The following is a 23,169-nucleotide window of genomic DNA, read 5'->3' on the forward strand; positions in this document are numbered from 1 at the left end:
AGAAAGTAAGTCAGTAAGAAAGCTAGTCTGTAAGTAAGTCAGTAAGAAAACTTCGTTAGCTCGTCCGTTCTACTTATTAAATTTCAACATCCCTTTTCAATCATGTTCACTCGCAATGGTTAAGTGATATTACGTTATGTTTCAGCAATACTCAGAGCTATTTTGCCAAAGTAATTACTCTTTCCTTGAGGGAGCCTCACACGCAGAAGAGCTTGTTTTACAGGCCGACTTCTTACGTTACAAAGCACTCGCTGTCACTGATGAGTGCTCAGTGGCGGGCATCGTTAAGGTTCACTCTGCAATCAAGCAACATAAACTGTCGCTCAAGCAAATTGTCGGAAGTATGTTTTGGCTAAATGAAGAGTGCCAAGTGATCTTGATATGCCCAAACAGACAAGCCTACGCCGAACTGTGCCGTATTATTACCAACGCGAGACGTCGTAGCAGTAAGGGACATTATCAGCTCTCTGAGTGGGATATCATGTCGGCTAAGCATTGTTTTATTCTTTGGCTCCCTCAACAGAAAAATGAAGACGCACACTGGGGGCAATGGCTCTCCCAGCATCATTCAGGCCGGCTTTGGATCGGCTTACAACGACACCTAAAACAAACCGACCAACAATACACAGATTACTGCGTTGAGCTGTCACAACATCACCAACTGCCAATAACAGCTTGTGGTGGTGTGTTGATGCACAATGCTAACCGCTTACCCTTGCAGCACTCGCTCACTGCGATCAAGTACCAAAAACCCATTACTGAAGTGGGTAGTCACTTACTGGCCAATGCCGAGCGCTGTTTACGAAGCATCAATAAGCTCTCACGTATTTTCAAAGCGGAGTGGCTAGAAGAGAGCAACCGAATCTCAGAACTGTGCGAATTTGAGTTAAACAGTTTGCGCTACGAATATCCCAGTGAACTGATTCCTCAAGGTGAGACACCCATGAGTTATCTGCGCATGTTGGTCGAAAAGGGAAAACGGGCTCGCTTTCCACAGGGTGTGCCTAGCAATATTCAACAAATCATAGATAAAGAACTCGGATTGATTGGTGAGCTCAACTACCCTTTCTTTTTCCTCACCATTCATGACATCGTCATGTTTGCCAAAAACCAAGGGATTCTTTACCAAGGTCGAGGTTCTGCGGCCAATTCCGTGGTCTGTTACTGCCTAGAAATCACCTCTGTCGATCCAAGACAGATCTCAGTGCTGTTTGAACGTTTCATCAGTAAAGAGCGCGATGAGCCGCCTGATATTGATGTCGATTTTGAGCACGAACGACGTGAAGATGTCATCCAATACATCTATCAAAAATACGGTAGAGAACGCGCTGCGCTTGCCGCAACTGTGATTTCATATCGCTTCAAAAGTGCAGTAAGAGATGTCGGTAAAGCGTTAGGACTACAAGAAACTCAACTTGATTACTTCATTAAAAACACCAATCGCAGGGACAAAAGCCTAGGCTGGCAGGCTCAGTTAACTCAATTGGGGCTACAACCTGACTCCTTAAAAGGTCAGCAGTTTATCCACTTGGTTAATGAGATCATCGGCTTCCCACGTCACTTATCTCAACACGTCGGTGGCTTTGTCATATCCTCAGGGCCTTTGTATGAACTGGTTCCTGTCGAGAATGCCGCGATGCACGAACGAACCATAATTCAATGGGATAAGGATGATCTAGAAACCTTAGGCTTGCTGAAAGTCGATGTGCTTGCACTGGGTATGCTCTCTGCTATTCGTAAATGTTTCGACCTGATCCAGTCTATCCATGGACGATCACTGACCATTGCAGAGATCACTCGCCTTAAAGATGATCCTCAAGTTTACGGCATGATTCAACGGGCAGACACCGTTGGGATATTCCAAATTGAGTCACGAGCGCAAATGAGCATGCTGCCAAGGCTTAAGCCGAGAACTTATTACGACTTGGTGATTCAAATCGCTATCGTGCGTCCAGGACCTATTCAAGGCGATATGGTGCATCCGTTTCTAAAACGCCGAGATGGTATTGAGCCAATCAGCTATCCATCTAAAAATGTGGAATCGGTACTGTCACGCACTTTAGGCGTACCGATATTCCAAGAACAAGTAATTAAGCTCGCGATGGTCGCTGCAGGGTTCACCGGTGGTGAAGCCGATCAGCTCAGACGTGCGATGGCCGCTTGGAAAAAAAATGGCAACGTCTTTAAGTTTAAAAACAAACTCATCGAGGGGATGCAAAAACGTGGTTATGAGACAGAGTTTGCCGAACAGATCTTTAAACAAATATGTGGTTTCGGTGAATACGGTTTTCCAGAAAGCCATTCGGCCTCGTTCGCTGTATTAGCGTATTGCTCAGCTTGGTTGAAGTGTTACTACCCAGAATGTTTCTACGCGTCTTTGCTCAATAGCCAACCGATGGGGTTTTATAGCCCATCACAGTTGGTACAAGATGCGCAGCGGCATAATGTGGTAATCCTTCCTATATGTGTGAACGCTTCTCAAGATAATCACACGGTCGTCACTCATCAAAATGGTTTGGCGATTCGCTTAGGGCTGCGACAAATCAAAGGGCTAAGCGAGCATGGTATTCAAAGCGTGCTCGCCAATCGCCCGCGTTCAGGTTACCGCCATCCAAGTCAGGTAAAGCAACTATCGATGAACAAAAAAGATATCGAGCTACTGGCATCGGCCAATGCGCTACATAACGTCTCGGGAGACCGCTTCCAGACGCGTTGGGCAATGATGGACTCAGCCTCTGATCTGCCTTTGTTTAACCAAGTCGATAACTATGCAGAAGATGATAATGGCGAGCTCTCATTGCATCAACCCAGTGAGATGCAAGATCTACTCGAAGATTTCACCAGTGTCGGGATTTCATTAAACAAACACCCAATCACTTTGCTCGAAGAAGCCAATCGATTAGGTCGATTCACACACATGAAAGACTTAATACAACAAAGACACAAATCCATGGTCACCGTTGTCGGATTAGTCACGGGTAAACAGTCACCCGGCACCGCAGCTGGTGTCACCTTTGTCACATTGGAAGACGACACAGGTAATATTAATGTTGTGGTCTGGGGAGCCACCGCCCGCGCGCAACAGCAAGCTTATCTCACAGCTAAGGCTTTAAAGGTACAAGGAGTCTTAGAGAAGGAAGGCGAAGTCGTGCATGTGATTGCGGGGAAACTTATCGATATAACTGATGAAATTGTTGGCTTGAACACCAAATCTCGAGATTTTCATTAGCTATTCAAATAGCCCTTTCATAAATGCCAGAAACGAAAAAGGGAGGCATCAGCCTCCCTTCAATTTAAATCGTTGAGTTATGACTCAACTTCAGCTTCCGTACGTCTTTTCTTAAATTCCCTATACAGTAATAAGCTCAAAGTCATTACGACTTTAGAAGTCAACCATATCATTAAGAGGAACTACCTTAGATTGAGTGTGAAAAGTTACGCTAGTAGTTGAGCATATTTCGTTAAGAAAAATATGCTGCGTGAATATTAACAAACGTTTTTCATAAGGTCACTCAAAATAACCGTACAGCAGTCTTAATTATAAAATCTGACGCATTCGCTCTTGAGTCACTTCAACCAGAAGGTCCGGTTGGAACTTAGAAATAAAGCGATTACACCCTACTTTCTCAACCATAGCTTCATTAAAACTTCCACTTAATGAAGTATTTAGCGTGATGAACAGGTCATGCATTCTTGGATCCGTACGCACTTCATGCGTCAGTTTATAGCCGTCCATTTCAGGCATTTCAGCATCGGTGATCATCAACAATATTTCTTGATTGATGTCTTTACCTTCATCACACCAGCCCTTAAGTAAGGTCAGAGCTTCTAAACCATCACAACATTCAATAATGTTCAAACCTAGTTGCGATAAGGTACCTTTAATCTGGTTACGCGCGGTTGAAGAGTCATCAACGATAAGTACATTACGTCCAACCATTTCATTGGCAAGTTGCTCATCTAAAACACCGTCAGAAATCGAAACATCATAATCAATGATTTCAGCGAGTACCTTTTCAACATCAATAATCTCAACGATTTTGTGCTGCTCTTCTTCTTGAATATGCGTGATAGCCGTCAGGTAATTGGCACGACCCGTTGTCTTTGGAGGCGGCTGAATTTCAGTCCACGTCGTATTCACGATATTACGCACTTGTCCAACCAAGAAACCTTGTACAGTTCGGTTGTATTCCGTGATGATCAAGTTATTTTCTTGAGTCTCATCTCGTGACGGCGGGAAGCCAATCGCGCTGCGCAAATCGATAACAGGCACTGATTCACCACGTAGAGACGCAACACCTGTAATATGATGGTGAGAGCCCGGCAAGCGAGTGAGTACTGGCACCTTTAGGACTTCTTTCACTTTAAATACGTTAATCGCAAATAGTTGACGACTGTTTAAGCTGAATAACAAGAGCTCCAGACGGTTTTCACCGACCAGTTTGGTTCTCTGATCAACCGAATTTAAAACGCCAGACATACAACACCTTAGTGACAAATAATAACTGTGGCTACAATAGCCTACTTCAATAGGTTAAAGCAAAGCGCCAATGCACAGAATGCTTAAACTAAGTACAACAAATGATGTTATACAAAGCTTAAGTACATGGAAAGGTTTCGGGTGAGGCTAAAAGACGAGTATAAGGAGTTAACCTTCAACAACTTTCATTAACAGTTGGCCATCATATAAGGCTTGTTTAACAAGCGCAGCACCAGGCATGGTTGCTTGTTTATAGAATCGAGATTCCACCAGCTCTAAATCTTGATGGTAAACCGATAAACTCTGCTCTTCGATACACTTTTGAATCGCAGGGTACAACACGCTTTTAGCCTGATTGATAACACCACCCACCAAGATTTTCTCAGGGTTGAAAAGGTTAATCACAATCGCTATCGCGGCACCTAAGTAACGACCTAACTGTTCAATAACTTCAACAGCCAATGGATCGCCATCAGCAGCGGCAGCACAGATCTGTTCGATAGTGACGTCTTCAAACACAGTTAATGATGATGCTTCACCATTAGCCAGTCGCTCTTTCACTTGATCACGGATCGCCTGAGAACTCGCGACTGTTTCTAAGCAGCCTCGGTTGCCACAATGACAAAGTTTGCCCTGCTTATCGATCTGGATATGCCCAAGTTCACCGATATTACCGTGGCGACCTTGCAGCACTCGGCCGTCGAGAATGATCCCAGCACCTACACCATGGTGAATCGAGATAAGAACAGAATTATCGTTGTCTTGTGAGTGACCAAACAGCTTCTCTGCTAATGCCCAAGCTCGGGTATCATTGGCAATAAAGACAGGCAGACCTGTTTCTTTGTAAATCTCAGGACCCAACGCTAAATTTTTAACGTTGTAGTGCGGCATCTGCAACACAATACCTTGCTCAGAATTAACAAGGCCCGGTAGCGTAACCGCAATGCTTGTTACCCTATCGAGCTGCTCAGCATAGGTTTGGAAAAATTCATCAATTTCATGTAGAAGACGCGCAAGCACATCATCTTGGTCACGTTCATGAATATCAATCTTGGTATCGATAAGCACGTCGCCGCCCAATTCATGGAGCGCGATCGTCAAGTATCCGCGACCAAGACGCATCGACAGAAACTGCCAACCTTCGTTATTGGTTTGCAGACCGACAGCAGGACGCCCACGAGTCGTGGCTTCTTGAACCGTCGTTTCGTGAATAAGGTGAGCTTCAATGAGTTCACGGGTAATTTTAGTAATACTCGCCGGAGCCAACTCACTTTGCTTGGACAGATCGATACGAGAAATAGGACCTTTAAGGTCAATTAGTTTATATACACGACCAGCATTGACCTGTTTGATATGATCAATATGGCCCGGTTGAGCCATGTACATTTTACGCTCCAGAAATCATCAACGAGTTAATTTTTTTACTTTGCGAAGTAATTGTGAAGTCACTTGGTATATCGCCGTGACCAGTATCACGTATATACATGAATCTTTGTGTATCGAGTCAAATAGTTCGAGGAAAATTAACACCAAAATCGATAAATTGAGACTTAATTTTCAGAATAAAACATCGTTATTGAGCCCTGAATTCAATAATTAGAGACAAATAATGAAATATCTCCCTAGCTCCCAATAAATAATCAATTAATGCATATACTTAATTGAGTCTTTTAAAAGATTACTTGGCCTCACTCTAGGAGTATTCATGACAGCCGAATTAAGAAAAACGAAAATCGTCACAACGCTAGGCCCTTCTACTGATAAAGGTAACGTGCTTGAAGAGATCATCAAAGCCGGTGCCAATGTCGTCCGTATGAACTTCTCTCACGGCACCAGCGACGACCATATACAACGCGCAGAAAACGTCAGAGCAATTGCAAAAAGACTTGGCACTCAAATCGCTATTCTCGGTGACTTACAAGGCCCCAAGATTCGAGTATCGACATTCAAAGATGGCAAAATCCAACTTGCTGTGGGTGACAAATTCACTCTCGACAGTAGCCTAGGTTTAGGTGTAGGCAACCAACAAGCAGTCGGTCTTGATTATAAAGAATTACCTAACGACGTTTCAGCTAACGACATCCTGTTACTCGACGATGGTCGTGTTCAGCTGAAAGTGACCGAAGTGGAAGGTTGTCGCGTTCATACAGAAGTCATCATTGGCGGCCCACTGTCAAATAACAAAGGCATCAATAAAAAAGGCGGTGGTCTTTCCGCAGAAGCGCTGACAGAAAAAGATAAGCGCGACATCGTCACCGCAGCCCAAATCAAAGTGGATTACCTCGCAGTGTCTTTCCCACGCAACGGCGCAGACATGCACTACGCTCGTCAGCTTGCACGAGAAGCGGGATTAGAAGCTCACCTTGTAGCAAAAGTAGAGCGAGCAGAGACGGTAGCCACTGTTGAGAACATGGATGACATCATAATGGCCTCAGATGTGGTCATGGTGGCTCGTGGTGACCTCGGAGTAGAGATTGGCGACCCTGAATTGGTCGGAGTACAAAAACAGCTTATACGCCGTGCTAGAGCACTTAACAGAACCGTAATCACCGCAACTCAAATGATGGAATCAATGATCTCAGCACCAATGCCAACCCGTGCCGAAGTGATGGACGTTGCCAACGCCGTACTGGACGGCACCGATGCAGTGATGCTTTCAGGTGAAACCGCCGCCGGTGATTACCCGGTTGAAACCGTGAAATCAATGGCCGAAGTCTGTATTGGCGCAGAGAAAATGGCAGGAATTAATAACCAATCTAATTACCGTATTGACCGTACTTTTGTCACCGCCGAAGAAACCGTGTCGATGGCAACCATCTATTCTGCAAACCATATGGAAGGCATTAAGGGCGTAGTCACTCTCACCGAGTCAGGCCGTACTGCATTGATGATGTCTCGTCTAAGTGCTGATATGCCTATCTATGCGCTGTCTCGTAACGAAGGAACGCTTAATCGCTGTACCTTGTACCGCGGTGTAACACCTATCTACTTCGAGACAGAAGCCGAAGATAGCTTTGACATTGCCCTATCTACGCTCACTTGCCTAAAAGAGAAAGAGCATCTTAAGTTTGGCGATCTCGTGATCGTCACTCAAGGTGACATTATGGATGTGGCAGGATCAACCAACTGTATGAGAATCCTACCAGTTACCTAGTCTTAATTACTTTCGCCTTAAAGCTTAGGTTCCTAAATTAAGCTGAAGGTGAGAAAGCTGACAAAAAAGGGTTATCGAACCAAGTTCAATAACCCTTTTTCATATCAGAACACGACTCACTAACGATCGGGTTAAAACAGCATGATGAGCTAACAGTATGTTAACTTATCAACTTCAAGCATTACTTCTCAGCAGCAATGGTTGCCAACTGTGGCATGTGTGAACTGCGGGCATTTTCCGTAGAGGTATAAGTTTCTACAAATCGGTAACCCGCTTCTAAACCCATGTCGTAATCGTGCAGTAAATCTTCTTTATTACTCATTAATGAACTTGATTTCAGCGGCTTACTTGGGGCAATTTGCACGACAAACGCATCGTCTGGTGGGGAGTTCAAAAAATCCTGAGTCAATGAGTAAGTTTGGTAATGTACCATTAGCATATCAGCCAAACCGGAATCAAACTTATCACCAATTAAATGGCTTAATCTATAGATGTCATCCGCCCCAAATAGCCATCGACCACCATTAAGTAAATCCAAATGTGATCTGTCGCGCTTCTGTTCTTTTGAACTGAGGATTTGTTGTTGAAAGAACGAGCTCCAATCGGTTTTCCACTGTTCCACTTTTTGCTGCCAATGACCTTGAACACTGTCAAAAGATTCCCGGAACCATTCCAGCTCTTCAGCTGATATTGGTTTGGGTGTTTTTAATCCCGTACTGTTAACTTGAACTCGAACCTCTTCCTCTAAAGGTGGCTCAGTTCTGATCACTACAATGGAACGGGCTTGTCTACGCCACGCTTCTTGAACCGGGATACAAGCGGATACACCACCATCAACATAAGCGTTATCGCCAATGAATATTTCATCGCTATACAAACGTGGAATGGCGCAAGTGGCAATCATCACCTTGTACCAGTCTTCACCAAGCAAAGGGAAATAATGATCTCGAAGATCTTTCGAAGCGGTGACCGCTGCAAAAAAATGTCTGTCACCCAGCGTTTGCCTACCGAGGTCAAGATCAAGCTTATAAGGGTACGCCATGATTTGTTCTAACGCCCATTCTAATCCTAGGTTCTTTCTGTGTCGTATATAAGAAAAGAGATTAAAGAACTCTGGTGAAGTCGTGAGGTCGAGAACGAAAGAGCGGCCAAGGCCTTTATCGCGGCACAGATAAGCGCATAAGTTGAGAGCGCCCGCTGAGGTACCAAAAAATTCATCGAAGGGGTCGAAATTAGAAAGAAGAAAGGCATCCAGCACTCCAGAAGTAAAAATACTTCTCTGTCCGCCACCTTGAGCGACCAGGGCTGTTTTTCCAGCAATAAACTTAGCGTAGTAATCCAAGTCTATTGCTGCATCAATATTGGTTATAATCCCACTATTCATGATTCCCTGAGTATAAAAACTCAGCCTCGCAATAGATGGTATTAGCTACCAATCGCAATAAAACCAAATGAAAGAATGATGGTATAGATGATCGCTGTTATTTGTAGAGCATTTTTCAGATTATGGTCCATAGACACCTCTGGCTTATTATTAATTTGTCTAGTCTCTATATAAGTTCTATCAGGTGTGTGAAGTATCTTCAAGAATCGTCGAAATTAGTCGCACAATATTGATGTAACCATCACAATTAATAAGTGTATGGATAAGGATATACTCATGAATAACAAAGCAAATATGATGGCACTGATTGCACTTTTCTCCGTTTCGAGCGTGTATGCTTCGCCGGAGATCATCATTACCCCGATGGTGGGTTATACCGGAGGCGGTAGTGTCGAAGACCAGGATGGTAAAACGTATGATATGAAAGGTTCGGAAAACTATACCTTTGCGATTGAAACGCCACTTGAAAAAGGACGCATCGGATTTTTCTATTCTAATCAAAGCTCTGAATTAGAAAAGCTCAACCTAAGCTCTTCCATCCAATACCTTCACTTTCAAAGCAGCATCTACTACCCTGCTTCCTCTGTGTTGTCTGGCTATCTAGGGCTCGGTCTTGGGGCTTCTTACGTTGATGTAGACTGGGCAAAGGATAAATATGGATTCTCAACTTCTATCTTTGGTGGTTTAGAGTACAAATTTAGTGACCGCTTAGCGTTAAATACACAAGTACGTTGGCTAGGTACTGTGGTCGACAACGACACCTCCGGTGTTTGTAACGTACCGAGCAATGGCCAAGACTGCATCATCCGCTTTGATACTGACTGGATGAACCAATTCCAAGCCAATGTTGGATTGAGTTTTACCTTCTAGGTTGAGTCCCCATATTGGATCAATAAATCTTTAGATTAGAAGTATTCTAACGAAATGAAAAAACCAGCTTGATGCTGGCTTTTTCATTATAAAAACGGTTTTCAGTTCAACTTAGAACTTGTAGGTCACACCTAGTGCGCCGCCTACTTGTAACTCAACACCTTTGTACATGTCGAGCTCAGGGTGAACTTGTGCGTAAGCATTCCAACCTTCGTAGAAATTCACTTTCACGCCTAGCGGCAAACGCAAACCAAAGTCGTCATTCCATTCAGCCCAAGCACCAGCACCTACATACCAGCTCAACGGAGCTTCAGTTTCAAACTGACCACGCTTAAAAATATAATCAAATGCAGCGCCATCATTGCCAATAGTTGCGCGATACTTCTGATCAAACTCCACAACGACACTTAGGTCTTGGTCGATGGCGAGTCCAACTTCCAAAGCTGGGGCTTCAGAAGCGTGAGCAAACGAGGCTCCGCTGCAGCACATAAGGCCGATCAAGTAACGATGTTTCATAATATTCTCAGACTGTTTTGAAAAAACGGTAGGTTACTTGAATCATAGCTAAAGATGTCATCACTTGGTTAAAGATCGCAGCCATTAAACGATCAAGAACGAGTAACAACACATCGAGTTAAGTGGTAATTCACTGATTTAGAAAAGATGAAACGTAGAAAGGTCTTTATGTTGCAGAAAACAAAAAAGGAGGCCTTTCGGCCTCCTTTCAATTTATTGAATCAGTGAATTAACCGTTGTTACGAATCCACTCATCCATGTCTGTCTTAAGGTTGTCAGACTTAGTACCGAAGATAGCTTGTACGCCACCAGCAACTACAACAACACCTGCAGCACCTAGTTTCTTCAGTTTGTCTTGGTCAACAGCTTCTGTATCAGCTACTGCAACACGTAGACGAGTAATACAAGCGTCAAGACCAGTGATGTTCGCTTTGCCACCGAATGCAGCAACTAACTCACCAGCAAGCTCAGTACCAGTTGCAACGATGTCGTCTTCTGACTCGTCTTCGCGACCTGGAGTTTTAAGGTCAAGTGCTTTAATCACAGTGCGGAATACAATGTAGTAAATTGCAGCGTAACCAATACCACATACAACCATTAGGCCCATCTTAGACGCGTTGCCAGATAGAACTAGGAAGTCGATTAGACCGTGTGAGAAAGATGTACCGTGTACAAAACCTAGAGTGTTCGCAAGAACGTATGCAGAACCAGCTAGTAGAGCGTGGATTGCGTACAATACTGGAGCAACGAATAGGAATGAGAATTCGATTGGTTCAGTGATACCCGTTAGGAATGAAGTCAACGCAGCAGAAGCCATGATGCCCATTACTTTAGCGCGGTTTTCAGGCTTAGCTGAGTGTGCAATTGCGATTGCAGCAGCAGGTAGACCGAACATCTTGAACATGTAACCACCAGCTAGCTGACCGAAGCCATTGCCCGCTGCACGAGATGCATCATCAGCAACTAGGTAACAAGTAAGAACACCGTTTTGAGTTTCGCCAGCAGCGTTTACACAAGTACCAGCTTCAAAGAAGAAAGGTACGTTCCAAACGTGGTGAAGACCAAATGGAATTAGAGAACGCTCAACGATACCGTAGATACCAAACGCCACTTGTGGGTTTTGGTGAGCAGCCCAATCAGAGAACGCAGAGATAGCGCCGCCAACTGGTGGCCATACTACAGATAGTAGGATTGCTAGACCAATCGCAGAGAAACCTGTGATGATTGGCACGGCACGCTTACCAGCGAAGAAGCCTAGGTACTCTGGTAGTTGAATACGGAAGAAACGGTTGAATGCCCAAGCAGCAACACCACCGACTAGGATACCACCTAGTACACCAGTATCGATTTTATCAACGCCCATTACACCAGCCATTACGCCAAGTGTAGCAGTCATGATGCCGTAACCAACGATAGCAGCTAGACCAGCTACACCGTCGTTATTAGTAAAGCCAAGTGCTACACCTACTGCGAACAGTAGTGCCATTTGACCGAATACTGAACCACCCGCTTGTTCCATTAAGTTTGAAACAATTTCTGGAATGAAAGGAAGGTCTGCTGCACCGACACCTAGCAAAATACCCGCAACTGGTAAAACTGATACTGGTAGCATCAGAGACTTACCAACTTTCTGCAGGTTAGCAAAAAGGTTCTTAAACATGTTTATGCTCCTGATAAAGATAAAATAATTATATGGGTTCTAACGGCACACCCCCGTAGCCTATATGTTAGCACCCAGTGAAAATGTAACCATGTATTGCATTATATTTTCTGCCGCTAAATATATATTGATGCGGAACTAACTTTCTAGTCACTTACGAAATTTAGTTTCAAAACACGTCTTGGATCACATGTCAAATCTAGAAATGCAATGCTTTACAAGCAATTAAAGCATTGAAATATAAATGTATTTTTTGATGAGTGTATTATTTTACTGGGTAAATAAAATAGGAGCTAATGTTATTTTTAGTAACAAAATTACAAATGATGTAAATAGTGCTCTCAAGTTCAACATAATTAGTAAACATTAAAAAAAAACGTACTTTTGGTGATCAAAAACACAAAAAGGGAGCTTTCGCTCCCTTTTATTTGTTTAGTTAGTTTTTTATCGCAAAAAAAGTTTTCGGTAATTTTTGGTTGTTTGTTCAGCAACCTCTTTCATTGACAGCCCTTTCAACTGCGCGATATAAGCCGCCACTTCGACCACATATGCAGGCTGATTCTGTTTACCTCGATATGGAATCGGAGCCAAGTATGGCGAATCCGTCTCGATCAGCAACCTATCTAGCGGTAAGTTTTTCACAACGTCTTTAAGTTCTGTGGCTTGTTTAAAGGTCACAATACCTGAGATCGAAATATAAAAACCTAATTCCATTGCCGCTTCAGCGAATGCTTGATCTTCAGTAAAGCAATGAATCACACCACCGCACTTCTCTGCTCCACCATCGCGTAAAATAGCTAACGTATCTTCACGCGCGTTACGCGTGTGGATGATCAAAGGTTTATTAAGCTCAACAGCCAACTCAACGTGCTGCTTGAACCTAAGCTGTTGTAGTTCTGCCGTCTCTGGCTGGTAGTGATAATCTAAGCCTGTCTCACCTATCGCCACAACCTTTGGATTGCTCGCATACTCACGCATTCTTTCTAGACAGAAATCGCTCTCTACATCGAGAGGGTGAACGCCACAAGAAGCTTTAACGTTATCGAACGGCGAGATCATCTCAAGCATATTTTCAAACGAGTCTAATGTCACACCGACAGAAAGCAGTTGGTCTACGTTTGCTGCCTTCGCCTTATTAACCACGTCTTCTACACTGGTGTGTAAATCTTGGTAATCCAGTTTGTCTAAATGACAGTGGGAATCTACGAACATGTTTCCTCGCAAGTGGCAATCAGCCAGTTCATTATGAGTAGCTCCGTATTGAGCCCGGGGTGTTGCTTTAACTGCTCAATCAATATCAACAGTTTATTCGATGCTGCGTAAGCACTTTGATAAGACATTACCTCAACCAAAGCGTTCGCACTCGGAGTCATCGCCTGATTCGCCAAACCAAAATGCAGCTTTTGCACGTCAGACAGTAAGTGCCATAGCCAGCCTAGTTGAACCAAAGGGTCTTTACTAAGCTCTGTGGAAAACTTCAGCATGTCAGGTTGAGTGCCTTTGATTACATTGACAAAACCATCGAACACTTTTGTTGAGGCTTCAACACCGCCTTGCTCAAACATGGCTTTCGCTTTCAAAGGCGCGTTGTCATTGAGCGCTAGAATATACTGCGGAACCGCTTTACCTACTTCCCCATCTAGCCAAGTCGATCCAGTATCCAACTGTGGGCTAACCACATTGAATTGCTGACAGCGGCTAATAATAGTCGGCATTAAGCGATTACTGTTACGAGTAGAAAGAATGAAGATGCACTTACTTGATGGCTCTTCTAGAGTTTTCAGCAATGCATTGGAAGCCGATTCGTTCATCGCCTCTGCAGGGTTAAGCAAGATAACGCGCAAACCACCTAACTGGGACGATTGTTGAGCCCAGCGGTTACTCGCACGTACTTGGTCAACGGTAATCGATTTACCTTCTTTCTCAGGTTCAATCACATGGAAATCCGGATGACTCCCCGACTTCATCAATTCACAACTGTGGCAAAATCCACACGACTCGCTTTCGTAATTAGTACACATCAATGCATCGGTAAGTTGGCTAATCAGCGCATCAACGCCAAGCCCTTCCGGCGCATTAACAATCACAGAGTTAGGAAAACGCTCTGCATCGAGACTTTTTTTCCACTCACTCCATACCGGTGTGAGCCAAGAATACACTTCAGCCATGACTACCTACTGTTTATTGAGCCAAGCACTGAGCGCGACTTTAATATCAGCGGCTACTTGCTCAATTTCTTGCTGTGCATTAACCACAAGAACCGTTTCGTCTTGTTCTGCAATCTCAAGGTAACGTTCACGTGTACGATCGAAGAATGAGATATCCATCTTTTCGATTCTATCGAGCTCACCACGGCCTCTAGCGCGTTCAAGCCCTACTCTAGGATCAAGATCCAAGTATAGGGTTAGATCTGGCTTAAAACCGCCTAGCGTGGTTTCTTTCAGTGATTCCATCGTAGTGCGTGCGATCTGACGACCACCACCTTGATAAGCTTGAGATGACATATCATGACGATCACCCAACACCCATTTACCGCTGTCTAATGCGGGCTTGATGACGTTTTCTACTAATTGAACACGTGCCGCGTACATCAGCAATAGTTCCGTCATATCTTGAAGCTTCTCACCTTCGTGCTCTTCTTTAACCAATGAACGCATCTTTTCAGCTAAGACAGTGCCACCCGGCTCACGAGTATTAACGATATCTTCAACACCCGATGCTTTTAATGTCTCAACGATGGCATTGATTGCTGTACTTTTGCCAGCACCTTCAAGGCCTTCAACTACGATAAATTTCGACTGATTCATAATTATTTCTTTATTTGTTTTTTCTTAATTGCTTTAAGTAAGCTCGTACTGCACGGTTATGCTCAGTCAAACTCTTTGAAAATACGTGACCGCCTGTTCCACTCGCGACAAAATACAGGTAGTTGCTCTTCTCTGGATTCAGCGCAGCATTGATAGACGCTTTGCCCGCCATTGCAATAGGCGTCGGTGGTAAACCACTCATTGTATAAGTGTTGTATGGCGTTGGAGTACGTAAGTCTTTCTTACGTATATTGCCTTTGTAACTGTCGCCCATGCCGTAGATAACCGTTGGGTCAGTTTGCAGACGCATACGCTTGTTCAAGCGATTAACGAACACAGAAGACACACGTTCACGCTCTGACGCTACTGCAGTCTCTTTCTCAATGATAGACGCAAGAATTAGCGCTTCATATGGCGATTTAAGAGGCAGTTTGTCGGCTCTATTTTCCCACTCATCATTGACCACGTTCATCAGATCTCGGTGGGCGCGTTTCAACAAATCTAAATCCGTTGTGCCATAGGTGTAGTGGTATGTTTCCGCTAAGAAAAGGCCTTCTAGCTTTTCATTTTCGATACCAAGCTTTTGTGCGATCTCTTTTTCAGAGACATCATTCAACGTCTGCTGAATGAATTCGTTGTCTTTTAGCTGAACAAGCCACTCGTCAAAACGACTGCCTTCTACGAAGGTAATGGTAAATTGGTGCTCTTTCCCTTCTACAAGCACTTGTAGCGCCTGCTCTAGGGTTAAACCGGGTTCAAGCAGGAATGTACCCGCTTTTACGTCTACAAGCTCAGGATGTAACTTACGGATTAATTTCTCGTAAGGAGAAGCCTCAAAAAGGCCTTGATTAATCAATTGTGCGAGCACACGGTTAAAGCTACTACCTGAAGCAACGGTAACCACCTGCGGTTTTTCTAATTGGATAACTTGTTTCAGGTTATCTTGCGCTTGATTGTAAGCGTAAAAACCAGCAGCAGCGGCTGCGATTAGGCACAAGATAATAAAAATAAATAACTTTTTGATCACGAGTTTAGTTGTCCTTGAAGGCTACGAGTAACGGTTCCAATGTTGAATTGGGTATCACTAATACGGGTAACGGGGGCAACCCCTAAGATGGAGTTGGTCATGAAAATCTCATCAGCTTGCATGAGTTGAGATAAGCAGTAGTCACTAATTGTAACGGAAAGTTCAGCTTGATTCAGCGCGGTTAACACTTGCTTACGCATAACCCCCGCCACACCACTTTGCGTGAGTTGAGGTGTATATATCATCTGACCTTTTCGCCAAAACAGATTGGCCATGGTGGTTTCAATCACATTGCCCGAGATATCAAGAACTACACCATCAGCTTCATCGGCCTGATCCATTTCATCTTTCATCAAGATCTGCTCAAGACGATTATTGTGCTTATGGCCTGCGAGCAATGGGCTCAAACCTAGTGCTTGCTGGCAGATACCGAGTTCTACACCAGAGTCTTGCCACGCTGAATAATGACTAGGGAAATCAAATGTACTGATGGTTATCGTTGGCTTGACGATATTCTTGGCACTGTAGCCACGACCGCCTGCCCCACGGCTAACGTGTAGCTTAATCCCAGTTTTTTGATTATGAGGCTTGTTTGTATCATGGAGGATCTTTGAACCATAAAGGCTCTTTGGACCATGAAGATCGTTATCTTGGATATGTTGAAGTGCATTATCGATCCAAAGGCGAACCACATCCCAATCAAGAGCAGAAATGCGTAGCGCTTTAAGGCATTCGTCGACACGGTGCTGATGATCGTGAAAATGTTGTATCTCACCATCACTCACGAGCATTGTCGTGAAACAGCCGTCTCCGTATTGAAACGAACGATCCAAGATATCGACAGTTTGCTGGCTTTCTCCATCAACCCAAAACATGTTTTTCCCCATAAAAAGAAACGGCTCAATGCTAAAGCATCAAGCCGTTTAAAAACAAGTCTAATTATGACTATCTACGAATGTTTACATCTTTAATAAGATGATTAAATCTTTTTGAAGATCAAACAGCCGTTTGTACCACCGAAACCGAATGAGTTACATGCAGCATATTCCATACCGCTAACTTTACGCGCAGTGTGGGGTACTAAGTCAATATCTAAGCCTTCTTCAGGATCATCCAAATTGATTGTTGGTGGAACAATTTGATCAATTAGAGACATAGCTGTGATGATCGCTTCAGCAGAACCTGCAGCACCTAGAAGGTGGCCTGTCATTGATTTCGTAGAAGAAACCAAGACTTGCTTGCTGCCTGCTTCGCCAAGAGCACGCTTGATGCCCTTAACTTCCGCTACGTCACCTGCAGGAGTCGAAGTACCGTGTGCATTAACATAACCGATTTGTTCACCAGTAATGCCAGCATCACGCATAGCCGCTTCCATTGCTAGTGCACCACCAGAGCCATCTTCACTTGGAGATGTCATGTGGTAAGCGTCACCCGACATACCGAAGCCGACTAGCTCACAGTAAATCTTAGCGCCACGAGCTTTAGCATGTTCATACTCTTCAAGAACCATCATGCCTGCACCGTCACCAAGAACGAAGCCGTCACGGCCTTTGTCCCATGGACGAGAAGCTTTTTGAGGCTCATCGTTACGAGTAGAAAGTGCTTTAGCCGCACCAAAACCGCCCATACCTAGTGGTGTCGATGCTTTTTCAGCACCGCCCGCTAGCATTGCGTCAGCATCGCCGTATGCAATCATACGAGCCGCGTGGCCAATGTTATGTAGGCCAGTCGTACATGCTGTAGAGATCGCGATGTTTGGACCGCGTAGGCCACGCATGATAGACATGTGACCCGCAATCATATTCACGATCGTCGACGGTACGAAGAACGGGCTGATTTTACGAGGGCCTTTTTCAGTTAGAGCCTTGTGACCGGCTTCGATCAAACCAAGACCACCAATACCAGAACCGATAGCAACGCCTACACGAGGAGCGTTTTCTTCAGTAATAGTTAGGGCTGAATCATCTAAAGCTTGAATACCTGCTGCGACGCCGTACTGGATGAACAAGTCCATCTTACGAGCATCTTTTTTAGTCATATACTCTTCGCAGTTAAAGTCTTTAACTAGACCTGCAAAACGAGTTGAGAAATTGGTTGCATCAAAATGATCGATATTAACGATACCACTTTGACCAGCTAGCAGGGCTTTCCAAGAAGATTCTACAGTGTTGCCTACCGGCGACAACATACCCATGCCAGTGACAACTACACGACGCTTGGACACGATATTACACTCCGGGGATTGAGGTGATTTAAGATGAGGATAGATGAGTTAGATAAAACACAGGCGGTCAAGGTGACCGCCTGGGAGAGATTATTACTGAGCGCTAGTTACGTAATCGATAGCAGCTTGAACAGTAGTAATTTTCTCAGCTTCGTCATCTGGGATTTCAGTGTCGAATTCTTCTTCTAGAGCCATTACTAGCTCAACTGTGTCTAGAGAATCTGCACCTAGGTCATCAACGAAAGAAGCTTCGTTTTTAACTTCAGCTTCGTCTACACCTAGCTGTTCAACAATGATTTTCTTTACGCGTTCTTCGAGGTTGCTCATTTTTTCTTTTCCTTTACAGAGTTCGCTTTATGCGATGTTTTCCGTAGTTTATTCAATCTATTGAAAGTTGCAAGGTCAACTTTTCTGGTCAAACCACAATTTTCACGATTTTAACCGAAATTACGTATGATCTTGACTTAAATCATGCACAAATGTTGCACATAATTTACACCATGTACATACCGCCATTGACGTGAAGTGTTTCACCTGTGATATAAGCTGCCGCAGGTGACGCCAAAAATACCACAGCTTCAGCGATTTCGCGAGGGTCACCTAGTCGACCTGCTGGTACATTCGCCAAAGTTGCTGCACGTTGGTCATCATTTAGCGCTTTAGTCATGTCTGTTTCGATGAAACCTGGCGCTACAGTGTTCACTGTAATACCACGAGACGCAACTTCACGAGCCATTGATTTAGTGAAACCAATCACACCAGCTTTTGCTGCTGCGTAGTTAGCTTGACCAGCGTTACCCATAGTACCTACTACAGAACCAACGTTTACGATACGGCCTTGACGCTTCTTCATCATGCCACGCAATACAGCTTTAGACATGCGGAAGATAGGCGTTAGGTTAGTATCAATGATGTCATTCCATTCATCGTCTTTCATACGCATAAGAAGGTTATCACGAGTGATACCTGCGTTGTTCACCAGAATGTCAATCGCACCGAATTCATCGTTGATGGTTTTCAGTGTAGCAGCAATTGAGTCAACATCAGTGACATTAAGAGCAAGACCTTTACCGTTCTCACCAAGGTACTCGCTGATTGCAGCAGCGCCGCCTTCAGACGTAGCAGTACCGATAACTTTAGCACCACGCTCAACTAAAAGCTCAGCGATTGCACGACCGATGCCACGGCTTGCGCCTGTAACTAGTGCAACTTTGCCTTCTAAATTCATCATAACTTCTCTATTAATTGGTTATTTACTTAGCAGCGTCTAGTGATGCAGTGTCATTAACTGCAGCAGCTGTCATAGTTTTAACAATACGTTTTGTTAGACCAGTAAGAACCTTGCCTGGGCCTAATTCTAGTAGCTTTTCAACGCCTTGCTCATTCATCGCTTGTACACCTTCAGTCCAACGAACTGGGCTGTATAGCTGACGAACAAGTGCGCTTTTGATTTTTGCAGGGTCTGTTTCAGCAATAACATCGACGTTATTGATAACAGGCAGTGCCGGTGTGTTGAACTCTAGAGCTTCTAGAGCAACCGCTAGCTTGTCTGCTGCAGGCTTCATAAGGGCACAGTGAGACGGCACAGATACAGGTAAAGGAAGAGCACGTTTAGCGCCTGCTTCTTTACATAGTGCACCAGCACGCTCTACTGCCGCTTTGTTACCCGCGATAACAACTTGGCCAGGTGAATTGAAGTTAACTGGAGACACAACTTCGTCTTGCGCCGCTTCTTCACACGCTTTAGCAATCGCTTCATCATCTAGACCGATGATTGCGTACATTGCACCAACGCCCGCAGGAACCGCTTCTTGCATCAGTTGACCACGTAGCTCAACCAGCTTGATCGCTTCCTTAAAGTCGATAACACCTGCACACACGAGTGCAGAGTATTCACCTAGGCTGTGGCCTGCTAGGTTTGCAGGTTGCTCTAGACCAAGCTCTTGCCATACACGCCAGATTGCAACAGACGCTGTTAGTAGAGCTGGTTGAGTACGGAAAGTTTCATTTAGATTTTCTACTGGACCATCTTGAACCAATGCCCATAGATCGTAACCAAGTGCTTCTGAAGCTTCAGCAAATGTCTTTTTAACAACATCATACTGTTCGCCTAGGTCAGCAAGCATACCGATAGCTTGAGAGCCTTGGCCTGGGAATACGATAGCAAATTTGCTCATTGTAATTTTCCTTTAAGCAAAGCAAAAAATTGAATAAGGCACATAAGTTATGTGCCTTGTTTGTTGATTATCGCTTGGGGTTAGAATTTAACTAACGCAGAACCCCAAGTGAAGCCGCCGCCAAATGCTTCAAGTAGAAGCGTTTGACCACGTTTAATTCGCCCGTCGCGAACAGCCTCATCAAGGGCCGTTGGTACGGTAGCTGCCGACGTATTGCCGTGCTTATCAAGAGTAATCACAACTTGATCAAGCGACATCGTCAGCTTCTTAGCGGTTGCCGAGATAATACGGTAGTTCGCTTGGTGTGGAACTAACCAATCAAGCTCTGACTTATCCATATTGTTCGCTGCTAATGTGTCTTTAACTAGCTTAGAAAGCTGAGTTACCGCCACTTTAAATACTTCGTTGCCCGCCATGTGCAGCCATTTGTCCGCATCACCGCCACGCTCTGGAACTTCTAGGCTTAGAAGCTCACCATATTTACCATCAGAGTAAATGTGAGTAGACAAAATACCTGGCTCTTCGCTTGCGCCTACAACCACCGCGCCTGCAGCATCACCAAATAAGATGATAGTAGAGCGGTCAGTCGGATCACAGGTTTTTGACAGTGCATCCGCACCGATTACCAAAACGTTTTTACACATACCAGTCTTGATATGTTGATCAGCAACAGACAGTGCATAGACAAAGCCAGAACACGCCGCAGCTAAATCAAACGCAGGGCAGCCTTTGATACCAAGCTTACCTTGTACCTGACATGCCGAAGACGGGAATGTATGGCTACTGCTGGTTGTCGCAACGATGATTAAATCAATATCCTCTTTGTCGATACCTGCCATCTCAATGGCATTCTCAGCAGCGTAAAACGCCATATCCGCAACGGTTTCGTTTTCCGCTGAAATACGACGCTCTTTAATACCTGTTCTAGCAACGATCCACTCATCGCTAGTCTCTACCATTTTCTCTAAGTCTGCGTTAGTACGCACCTGAGATGGCAAGTAGCTGCCAGTACCTAAAATTTTGCTATACATGAAGACTAATAATGCCTCTCGAGTAAAACCGCTTCCAAACGATCGCTAATGCGGCTGGGGACTTGTCGTTTGACCTCGTGTACTGCTTCACCAATCGCGTTGACGACTGCAGACACATCAGCACTTCCATGACTTTTAATGACAATGCCGCGCAATCCTAACAAACTTGCGCCGTTATACTGGTCGGGGTTCAAGGTTTTTAATTCAGTAAATAGCTCAGAAAACAACATTCTGGCGATCCAACCCTTTATTGTTGAAGCCATCATGCGCGTTTTTAGCTTATCAATAAAGAGCTGAGCCGTACCTTCGCACGTTTTTAAGCAGACATTGCCCACAAAACCATCACATACGACGACATCAGCAGCATCTTGAAGTAATTGATTACCTTCAATATAGCCTATGAAGTTCACAGACTGAGTATTAGACAACATTTCCGCGCATCGTTTCACAAGGTCATTGCCTTTGATTTCTTCTGCACCGATATTCAAGATAGCGACACGTGGAGCGCGACCTAAATGTTGTTCCGCTAATGCACTGCCCATTACAGCAAACTGAAACAGTGAATCTGCGTCACTAGAAACGTTCGCTCCTAAATCAAGCATCCATGTACGGTTGCCAGAAGCAGTAGGCAAAGCTGAAACCAATGCAGGCCTATCAATACCGGGAAGGAGTTTGAGTCTGAAACGAGATAACGCCATCAGTGCGCCAGTGTTACCACCGCTCACACAAGCATCAGCCTGTGATTCGGCAACCAGATCGATAGCAGCACGCATAGAACTACCCTGACTATTACGTAAGGCTAGTGAAGGTTTTTCAGAATTGGAAATGACTCGATCACAATGCTGGATACTCAAACGAGAATCAGGCATTCGACCTAATGAAGATAATTGAGATGTGATCGCATTTCGATCACCTATGAGAATGACTTTTAGCTCTGGGAAATACGACAGTGCCTGCACGGCGGCAGGCACTGTTACACGAGGACCGAAGTCCCCGCCCATTGCATCAAGCGCAACGGTTAGATTTTGCAAAGGTCAACCTTACTTGTTGATAACCTTTTTGCCGCGGTAGAAACCTTCGGCAGTCACGTTGTGACGTAGGTGAGTTTCACCTGAAGTTGCGTCTACAGAAAGTGCAGCTGTAGTTAGCGCATCGTGTGAACGACGCATGCCACGCATTGAACGTGATTTCTTGCTCTTTTGTACGGCCATTGACCCTACTCCTATGTAAATTCTTAAAGATACTTATTAATAAGTTACTTCTTTAAGTTTTTTAAAACATCAAATGGATTCGGCTTTTTATCTTCCTCAATTTCTTCAGGAAGTTCACCAAACACCAAGTTATTTGAGTTAACGCTACATTTCGCATCGTCGTGCATTGCTATTTGTGGCAATCCAAGGATGAACTCGTCTTCAACTAATTGAATCAGGTCTAACTCACCGTACTCGTTCAGATCTACCAAATCGTACTCTTCCGGTGCTTCCTCTTCACTTTTCTCGCTGTAAACAGGAGTATAAGTAAATTGGACATCGCACTCATGTGCGAAAACCTCATTACAACGTTGACACTCTAAATCGACTTCGACGTTAGCTTTACCAGAGATAACGACTAATCGTTGTTCATCAAGCCCAAATGACATTGAGACTTGCGCGTCACGTTTTACGCCTTCAGTTGTTTCGGTTAAACGCTTTAAAAGACTGACTTGAATGATACCATCCATATCGAGTCGTTTTTGAGCCGTTCTTGCCGGATCAACTGTACGCGGTATTTTTTCCTTTTGCATAGGGCGCGAATCTTATCTTCCAAATCGTGTTTAGTCAAAGGAAATGGCAAAAAAAA

General features: G+C 44.3%; 22 protein-coding genes. 3 read left to right on the forward strand and 19 right to left on the reverse strand.

What is annotated here, in order from left to right; translation table 11 throughout:
* Positions 1-136: 136 nt before the first annotated feature.
* The gene (locus tag AC3CH4_RS10225; RefSeq protein WP_488542921.1) at positions 137-3,229 is read left to right on the forward strand and encodes an error-prone DNA polymerase; all 3,093 of its coding nucleotides are present in this window, start codon (positions 137-139) and stop codon (positions 3,227-3,229) included.
* Between the two features lie 309 nt (positions 3,230-3,538).
* Here AC3CH4_RS10225 and AC3CH4_RS10230 read toward each other — a convergent pair whose 3' ends face one another.
* Both AC3CH4_RS10230 and mlc read right to left on the reverse strand, forming a co-directional pair.
* Complete coding sequence (locus tag AC3CH4_RS10230) at positions 3,539-4,480, reverse strand: chemotaxis protein CheV (RefSeq protein ID WP_004736572.1); 942 nt, start codon at positions 4,478-4,480, stop codon at positions 3,539-3,541.
* A 168-nt stretch (positions 4,481-4,648) separates the two neighbouring features.
* On the reverse strand, positions 4,649-5,866 hold the full coding sequence (mlc, locus tag AC3CH4_RS10235) for a sugar metabolism global transcriptional regulator Mlc (RefSeq protein ID WP_017084008.1): 1,218 nt from the start codon (positions 5,864-5,866) through the stop codon (positions 4,649-4,651).
* Between the two features lie 319 nt (positions 5,867-6,185).
* Here mlc and pyk point away from each other — a divergent pair, with 319 nt between their 5' ends.
* A complete protein-coding gene (pyk, locus tag AC3CH4_RS10240) occupies positions 6,186-7,634 on the forward strand; it encodes a pyruvate kinase (protein WP_017085832.1) in 1,449 nt (482 codons plus the stop codon).
* A gap of 181 nt (positions 7,635-7,815) precedes the next feature.
* Here the strand turns inward: pyk and AC3CH4_RS10245 are convergent, their stop codons facing one another.
* Both AC3CH4_RS10245 and cydH read right to left on the reverse strand, forming a co-directional pair.
* On the reverse strand, positions 7,816-9,018 hold the full coding sequence (locus AC3CH4_RS10245) for a patatin-like phospholipase family protein (RefSeq protein WP_114633798.1): 1,203 nt from the start codon (positions 9,016-9,018) through the stop codon (positions 7,816-7,818).
* A gap of 41 nt (positions 9,019-9,059) precedes the next feature.
* On the reverse strand, positions 9,060-9,149 hold the full coding sequence (cydH, locus tag AC3CH4_RS10250) for a cytochrome bd-I oxidase subunit CydH (protein WP_114633799.1): 90 nt from the start codon (positions 9,147-9,149) through the stop codon (positions 9,060-9,062).
* A gap of 145 nt (positions 9,150-9,294) precedes the next feature.
* Between cydH and AC3CH4_RS10255 the strand changes: the two genes are divergently transcribed.
* Positions 9,295-9,888, forward strand: coding sequence for a porin family protein (locus tag AC3CH4_RS10255; protein ID WP_171314130.1), 594 nt, complete (start codon positions 9,295-9,297; stop codon positions 9,886-9,888).
* A 111-nt stretch (positions 9,889-9,999) separates the two neighbouring features.
* On the opposite strand, the gene AC3CH4_RS10260 is transcribed toward AC3CH4_RS10255, so the two are convergent.
* The 15 genes from AC3CH4_RS10260 to yceD form a co-directional block, all read right to left on the reverse strand.
* Entirely contained in the window at positions 10,000-10,404 is a 405-nt protein-coding gene (locus AC3CH4_RS10260) for a hypothetical protein (RefSeq protein WP_054547259.1), read from the reverse strand.
* Between the two features lie 229 nt (positions 10,405-10,633).
* Positions 10,634-12,064: a PTS glucose transporter subunit IIBC gene (gene ptsG, locus AC3CH4_RS10265; protein WP_004736562.1), complete on the reverse strand. Its 1,431-nt coding sequence runs from the start codon at positions 12,062-12,064 to the stop codon at positions 10,634-10,636.
* Positions 12,065-12,508: 444 nt separating this feature from the next.
* Positions 12,509-13,276, reverse strand: coding sequence for a TatD family hydrolase (locus AC3CH4_RS10270; RefSeq protein WP_017093784.1), 768 nt, complete (start codon positions 13,274-13,276; stop codon positions 12,509-12,511).
* On the reverse strand, positions 13,267-14,232 hold the full coding sequence (locus AC3CH4_RS10275) for a DNA polymerase III subunit delta' (protein WP_488542922.1): 966 nt from the start codon (positions 14,230-14,232) through the stop codon (positions 13,267-13,269). The genes AC3CH4_RS10270 and AC3CH4_RS10275 overlap by 10 nt, the downstream gene beginning before the upstream one ends.
* 6 nt (positions 14,233-14,238) lie before the next feature.
* A complete protein-coding gene (gene tmk, locus AC3CH4_RS10280) occupies positions 14,239-14,871 on the reverse strand; it encodes a dTMP kinase (protein ID WP_054547257.1) in 633 nt (210 codons plus the stop codon).
* A 10-nt stretch (positions 14,872-14,881) separates the two neighbouring features.
* Positions 14,882-15,898, reverse strand: a complete 1,017-nt coding sequence (gene mltG, locus AC3CH4_RS10285; RefSeq protein WP_054547256.1) for an endolytic transglycosylase MltG — start codon at positions 15,896-15,898, stop codon at positions 14,882-14,884.
* Positions 15,895-16,773 carry an aminodeoxychorismate lyase gene (pabC, locus tag AC3CH4_RS10290; protein ID WP_146455950.1) on the reverse strand — a complete coding sequence of 293 codons (879 nt, stop codon included), beginning with the start codon at positions 16,771-16,773 and terminating at the stop codon, positions 15,895-15,897. Before pabC ends, mltG begins: the two co-directional genes overlap by 4 nt.
* Positions 16,774-16,877: 104 nt before the next feature.
* Positions 16,878-18,122, reverse strand: coding sequence for a beta-ketoacyl-ACP synthase II (fabF, locus tag AC3CH4_RS10295; RefSeq protein WP_004736554.1), 1,245 nt, complete (start codon positions 18,120-18,122; stop codon positions 16,878-16,880).
* 93 nt (positions 18,123-18,215) lie between these two features.
* Positions 18,216-18,449 (reverse strand): acyl carrier protein, encoded by a 234-nt coding sequence (acpP, locus tag AC3CH4_RS10300; protein WP_012603569.1) that lies wholly within the window; start codon positions 18,447-18,449, stop codon positions 18,216-18,218.
* Positions 18,450-18,615: 166 nt separating this feature from the next.
* On the reverse strand, positions 18,616-19,350 hold the full coding sequence (gene fabG / locus AC3CH4_RS10305; RefSeq protein WP_010437280.1) for a 3-oxoacyl-ACP reductase FabG: 735 nt from the start codon (positions 19,348-19,350) through the stop codon (positions 18,616-18,618).
* Positions 19,351-19,375: 25 nt separating this feature from the next.
* Positions 19,376-20,299: an ACP S-malonyltransferase gene (gene fabD / locus AC3CH4_RS10310; protein ID WP_017078125.1), complete on the reverse strand. Its 924-nt coding sequence runs from the start codon at positions 20,297-20,299 to the stop codon at positions 19,376-19,378.
* A gap of 80 nt (positions 20,300-20,379) precedes the next feature.
* A complete protein-coding gene (locus AC3CH4_RS10315) occupies positions 20,380-21,330 on the reverse strand; it encodes a beta-ketoacyl-ACP synthase III (protein WP_010437276.1) in 951 nt (316 codons plus the stop codon).
* Positions 21,331-21,335: 5 nt separating this feature from the next.
* On the reverse strand, positions 21,336-22,361 hold the full coding sequence (plsX, locus tag AC3CH4_RS10320; RefSeq protein WP_017062152.1) for a phosphate acyltransferase PlsX: 1,026 nt from the start codon (positions 22,359-22,361) through the stop codon (positions 21,336-21,338).
* A gap of 9 nt (positions 22,362-22,370) precedes the next feature.
* Positions 22,371-22,541, reverse strand: coding sequence for a 50S ribosomal protein L32 (rpmF, locus tag AC3CH4_RS10325; RefSeq protein ID WP_004737376.1), 171 nt, complete (start codon positions 22,539-22,541; stop codon positions 22,371-22,373).
* A gap of 44 nt (positions 22,542-22,585) precedes the next feature.
* Positions 22,586-23,113, reverse strand: a complete 528-nt coding sequence (gene yceD, locus AC3CH4_RS10330; protein WP_004733994.1) for a 23S rRNA accumulation protein YceD — start codon at positions 23,111-23,113, stop codon at positions 22,586-22,588.
* Positions 23,114-23,169: the final 56 nt, after the last annotated feature.

It is taken from the genome of Vibrio sp. QJM3NY_26 (assembly GCF_057786005.1).

Excerpts from the sequence above, each read along its gene's own strand:
- AC3CH4_RS10225 (WP_488542921.1), top strand. The coding sequence starts at position 137 with ATGTTTCAGCAATACTCAGAGCTATTTTGCCAAAGTAATTACTCTTTC.
- AC3CH4_RS10230 (WP_004736572.1), bottom strand. The coding sequence starts at position 4,480 with ATGTCTGGCGTTTTAAATTCGGTTGATCAGAGAACCAAACTGGTCGGT.
- mlc (WP_017084008.1), bottom strand. The coding sequence starts at position 5,866 with ATGTACATGGCTCAACCGGGCCATATTGATCATATCAAACAGGTCAAT.
- pyk (WP_017085832.1), top strand. The coding sequence starts at position 6,186 with ATGACAGCCGAATTAAGAAAAACGAAAATCGTCACAACGCTAGGCCCT.
- AC3CH4_RS10245 (WP_114633798.1), bottom strand. The coding sequence starts at position 9,018 with ATGAATAGTGGGATTATAACCAATATTGATGCAGCAATAGACTTGGAT.
- cydH (WP_114633799.1), bottom strand. The coding sequence starts at position 9,149 with ATGGACCATAATCTGAAAAATGCTCTACAAATAACAGCGATCATCTAT.
- AC3CH4_RS10255 (WP_171314130.1), top strand. The coding sequence starts at position 9,295 with ATGAATAACAAAGCAAATATGATGGCACTGATTGCACTTTTCTCCGTT.
- AC3CH4_RS10260 (WP_054547259.1), bottom strand. The coding sequence starts at position 10,404 with ATGAAACATCGTTACTTGATCGGCCTTATGTGCTGCAGCGGAGCCTCG.
- ptsG (WP_004736562.1), bottom strand. The coding sequence starts at position 12,064 with ATGTTTAAGAACCTTTTTGCTAACCTGCAGAAAGTTGGTAAGTCTCTG.
- AC3CH4_RS10270 (WP_017093784.1), bottom strand. The coding sequence starts at position 13,276 with ATGTTCGTAGATTCCCACTGTCATTTAGACAAACTGGATTACCAAGAT.
- AC3CH4_RS10275 (WP_488542922.1), bottom strand. The coding sequence starts at position 14,232 with ATGGCTGAAGTGTATTCTTGGCTCACACCGGTATGGAGTGAGTGGAAA.
- tmk (WP_054547257.1), bottom strand. The coding sequence starts at position 14,871 with ATGAATCAGTCGAAATTTATCGTAGTTGAAGGCCTTGAAGGTGCTGGC.
- pabC (WP_146455950.1), bottom strand. The coding sequence starts at position 16,773 with ATGTTTTGGGTTGATGGAGAAAGCCAGCAAACTGTCGATATCTTGGAT.
- acpP (WP_012603569.1), bottom strand. The coding sequence starts at position 18,449 with ATGAGCAACCTCGAAGAACGCGTAAAGAAAATCATTGTTGAACAGCTA.
- fabG (WP_010437280.1), bottom strand. The coding sequence starts at position 19,350 with ATGAATTTAGAAGGCAAAGTTGCACTAGTTACAGGCGCAAGCCGTGGC.
- fabD (WP_017078125.1), bottom strand. The coding sequence starts at position 20,299 with ATGAGCAAATTTGCTATCGTATTCCCAGGCCAAGGCTCTCAAGCTATC.
- AC3CH4_RS10315 (WP_010437276.1), bottom strand. The coding sequence starts at position 21,330 with ATGTATAGCAAAATTTTAGGTACTGGCAGCTACTTGCCATCTCAGGTG.
- rpmF (WP_004737376.1), bottom strand. The coding sequence starts at position 22,541 with ATGGCCGTACAAAAGAGCAAGAAATCACGTTCAATGCGTGGCATGCGT.
- yceD (WP_004733994.1), bottom strand. The coding sequence starts at position 23,113 with ATGCAAAAGGAAAAAATACCGCGTACAGTTGATCCGGCAAGAACGGCT.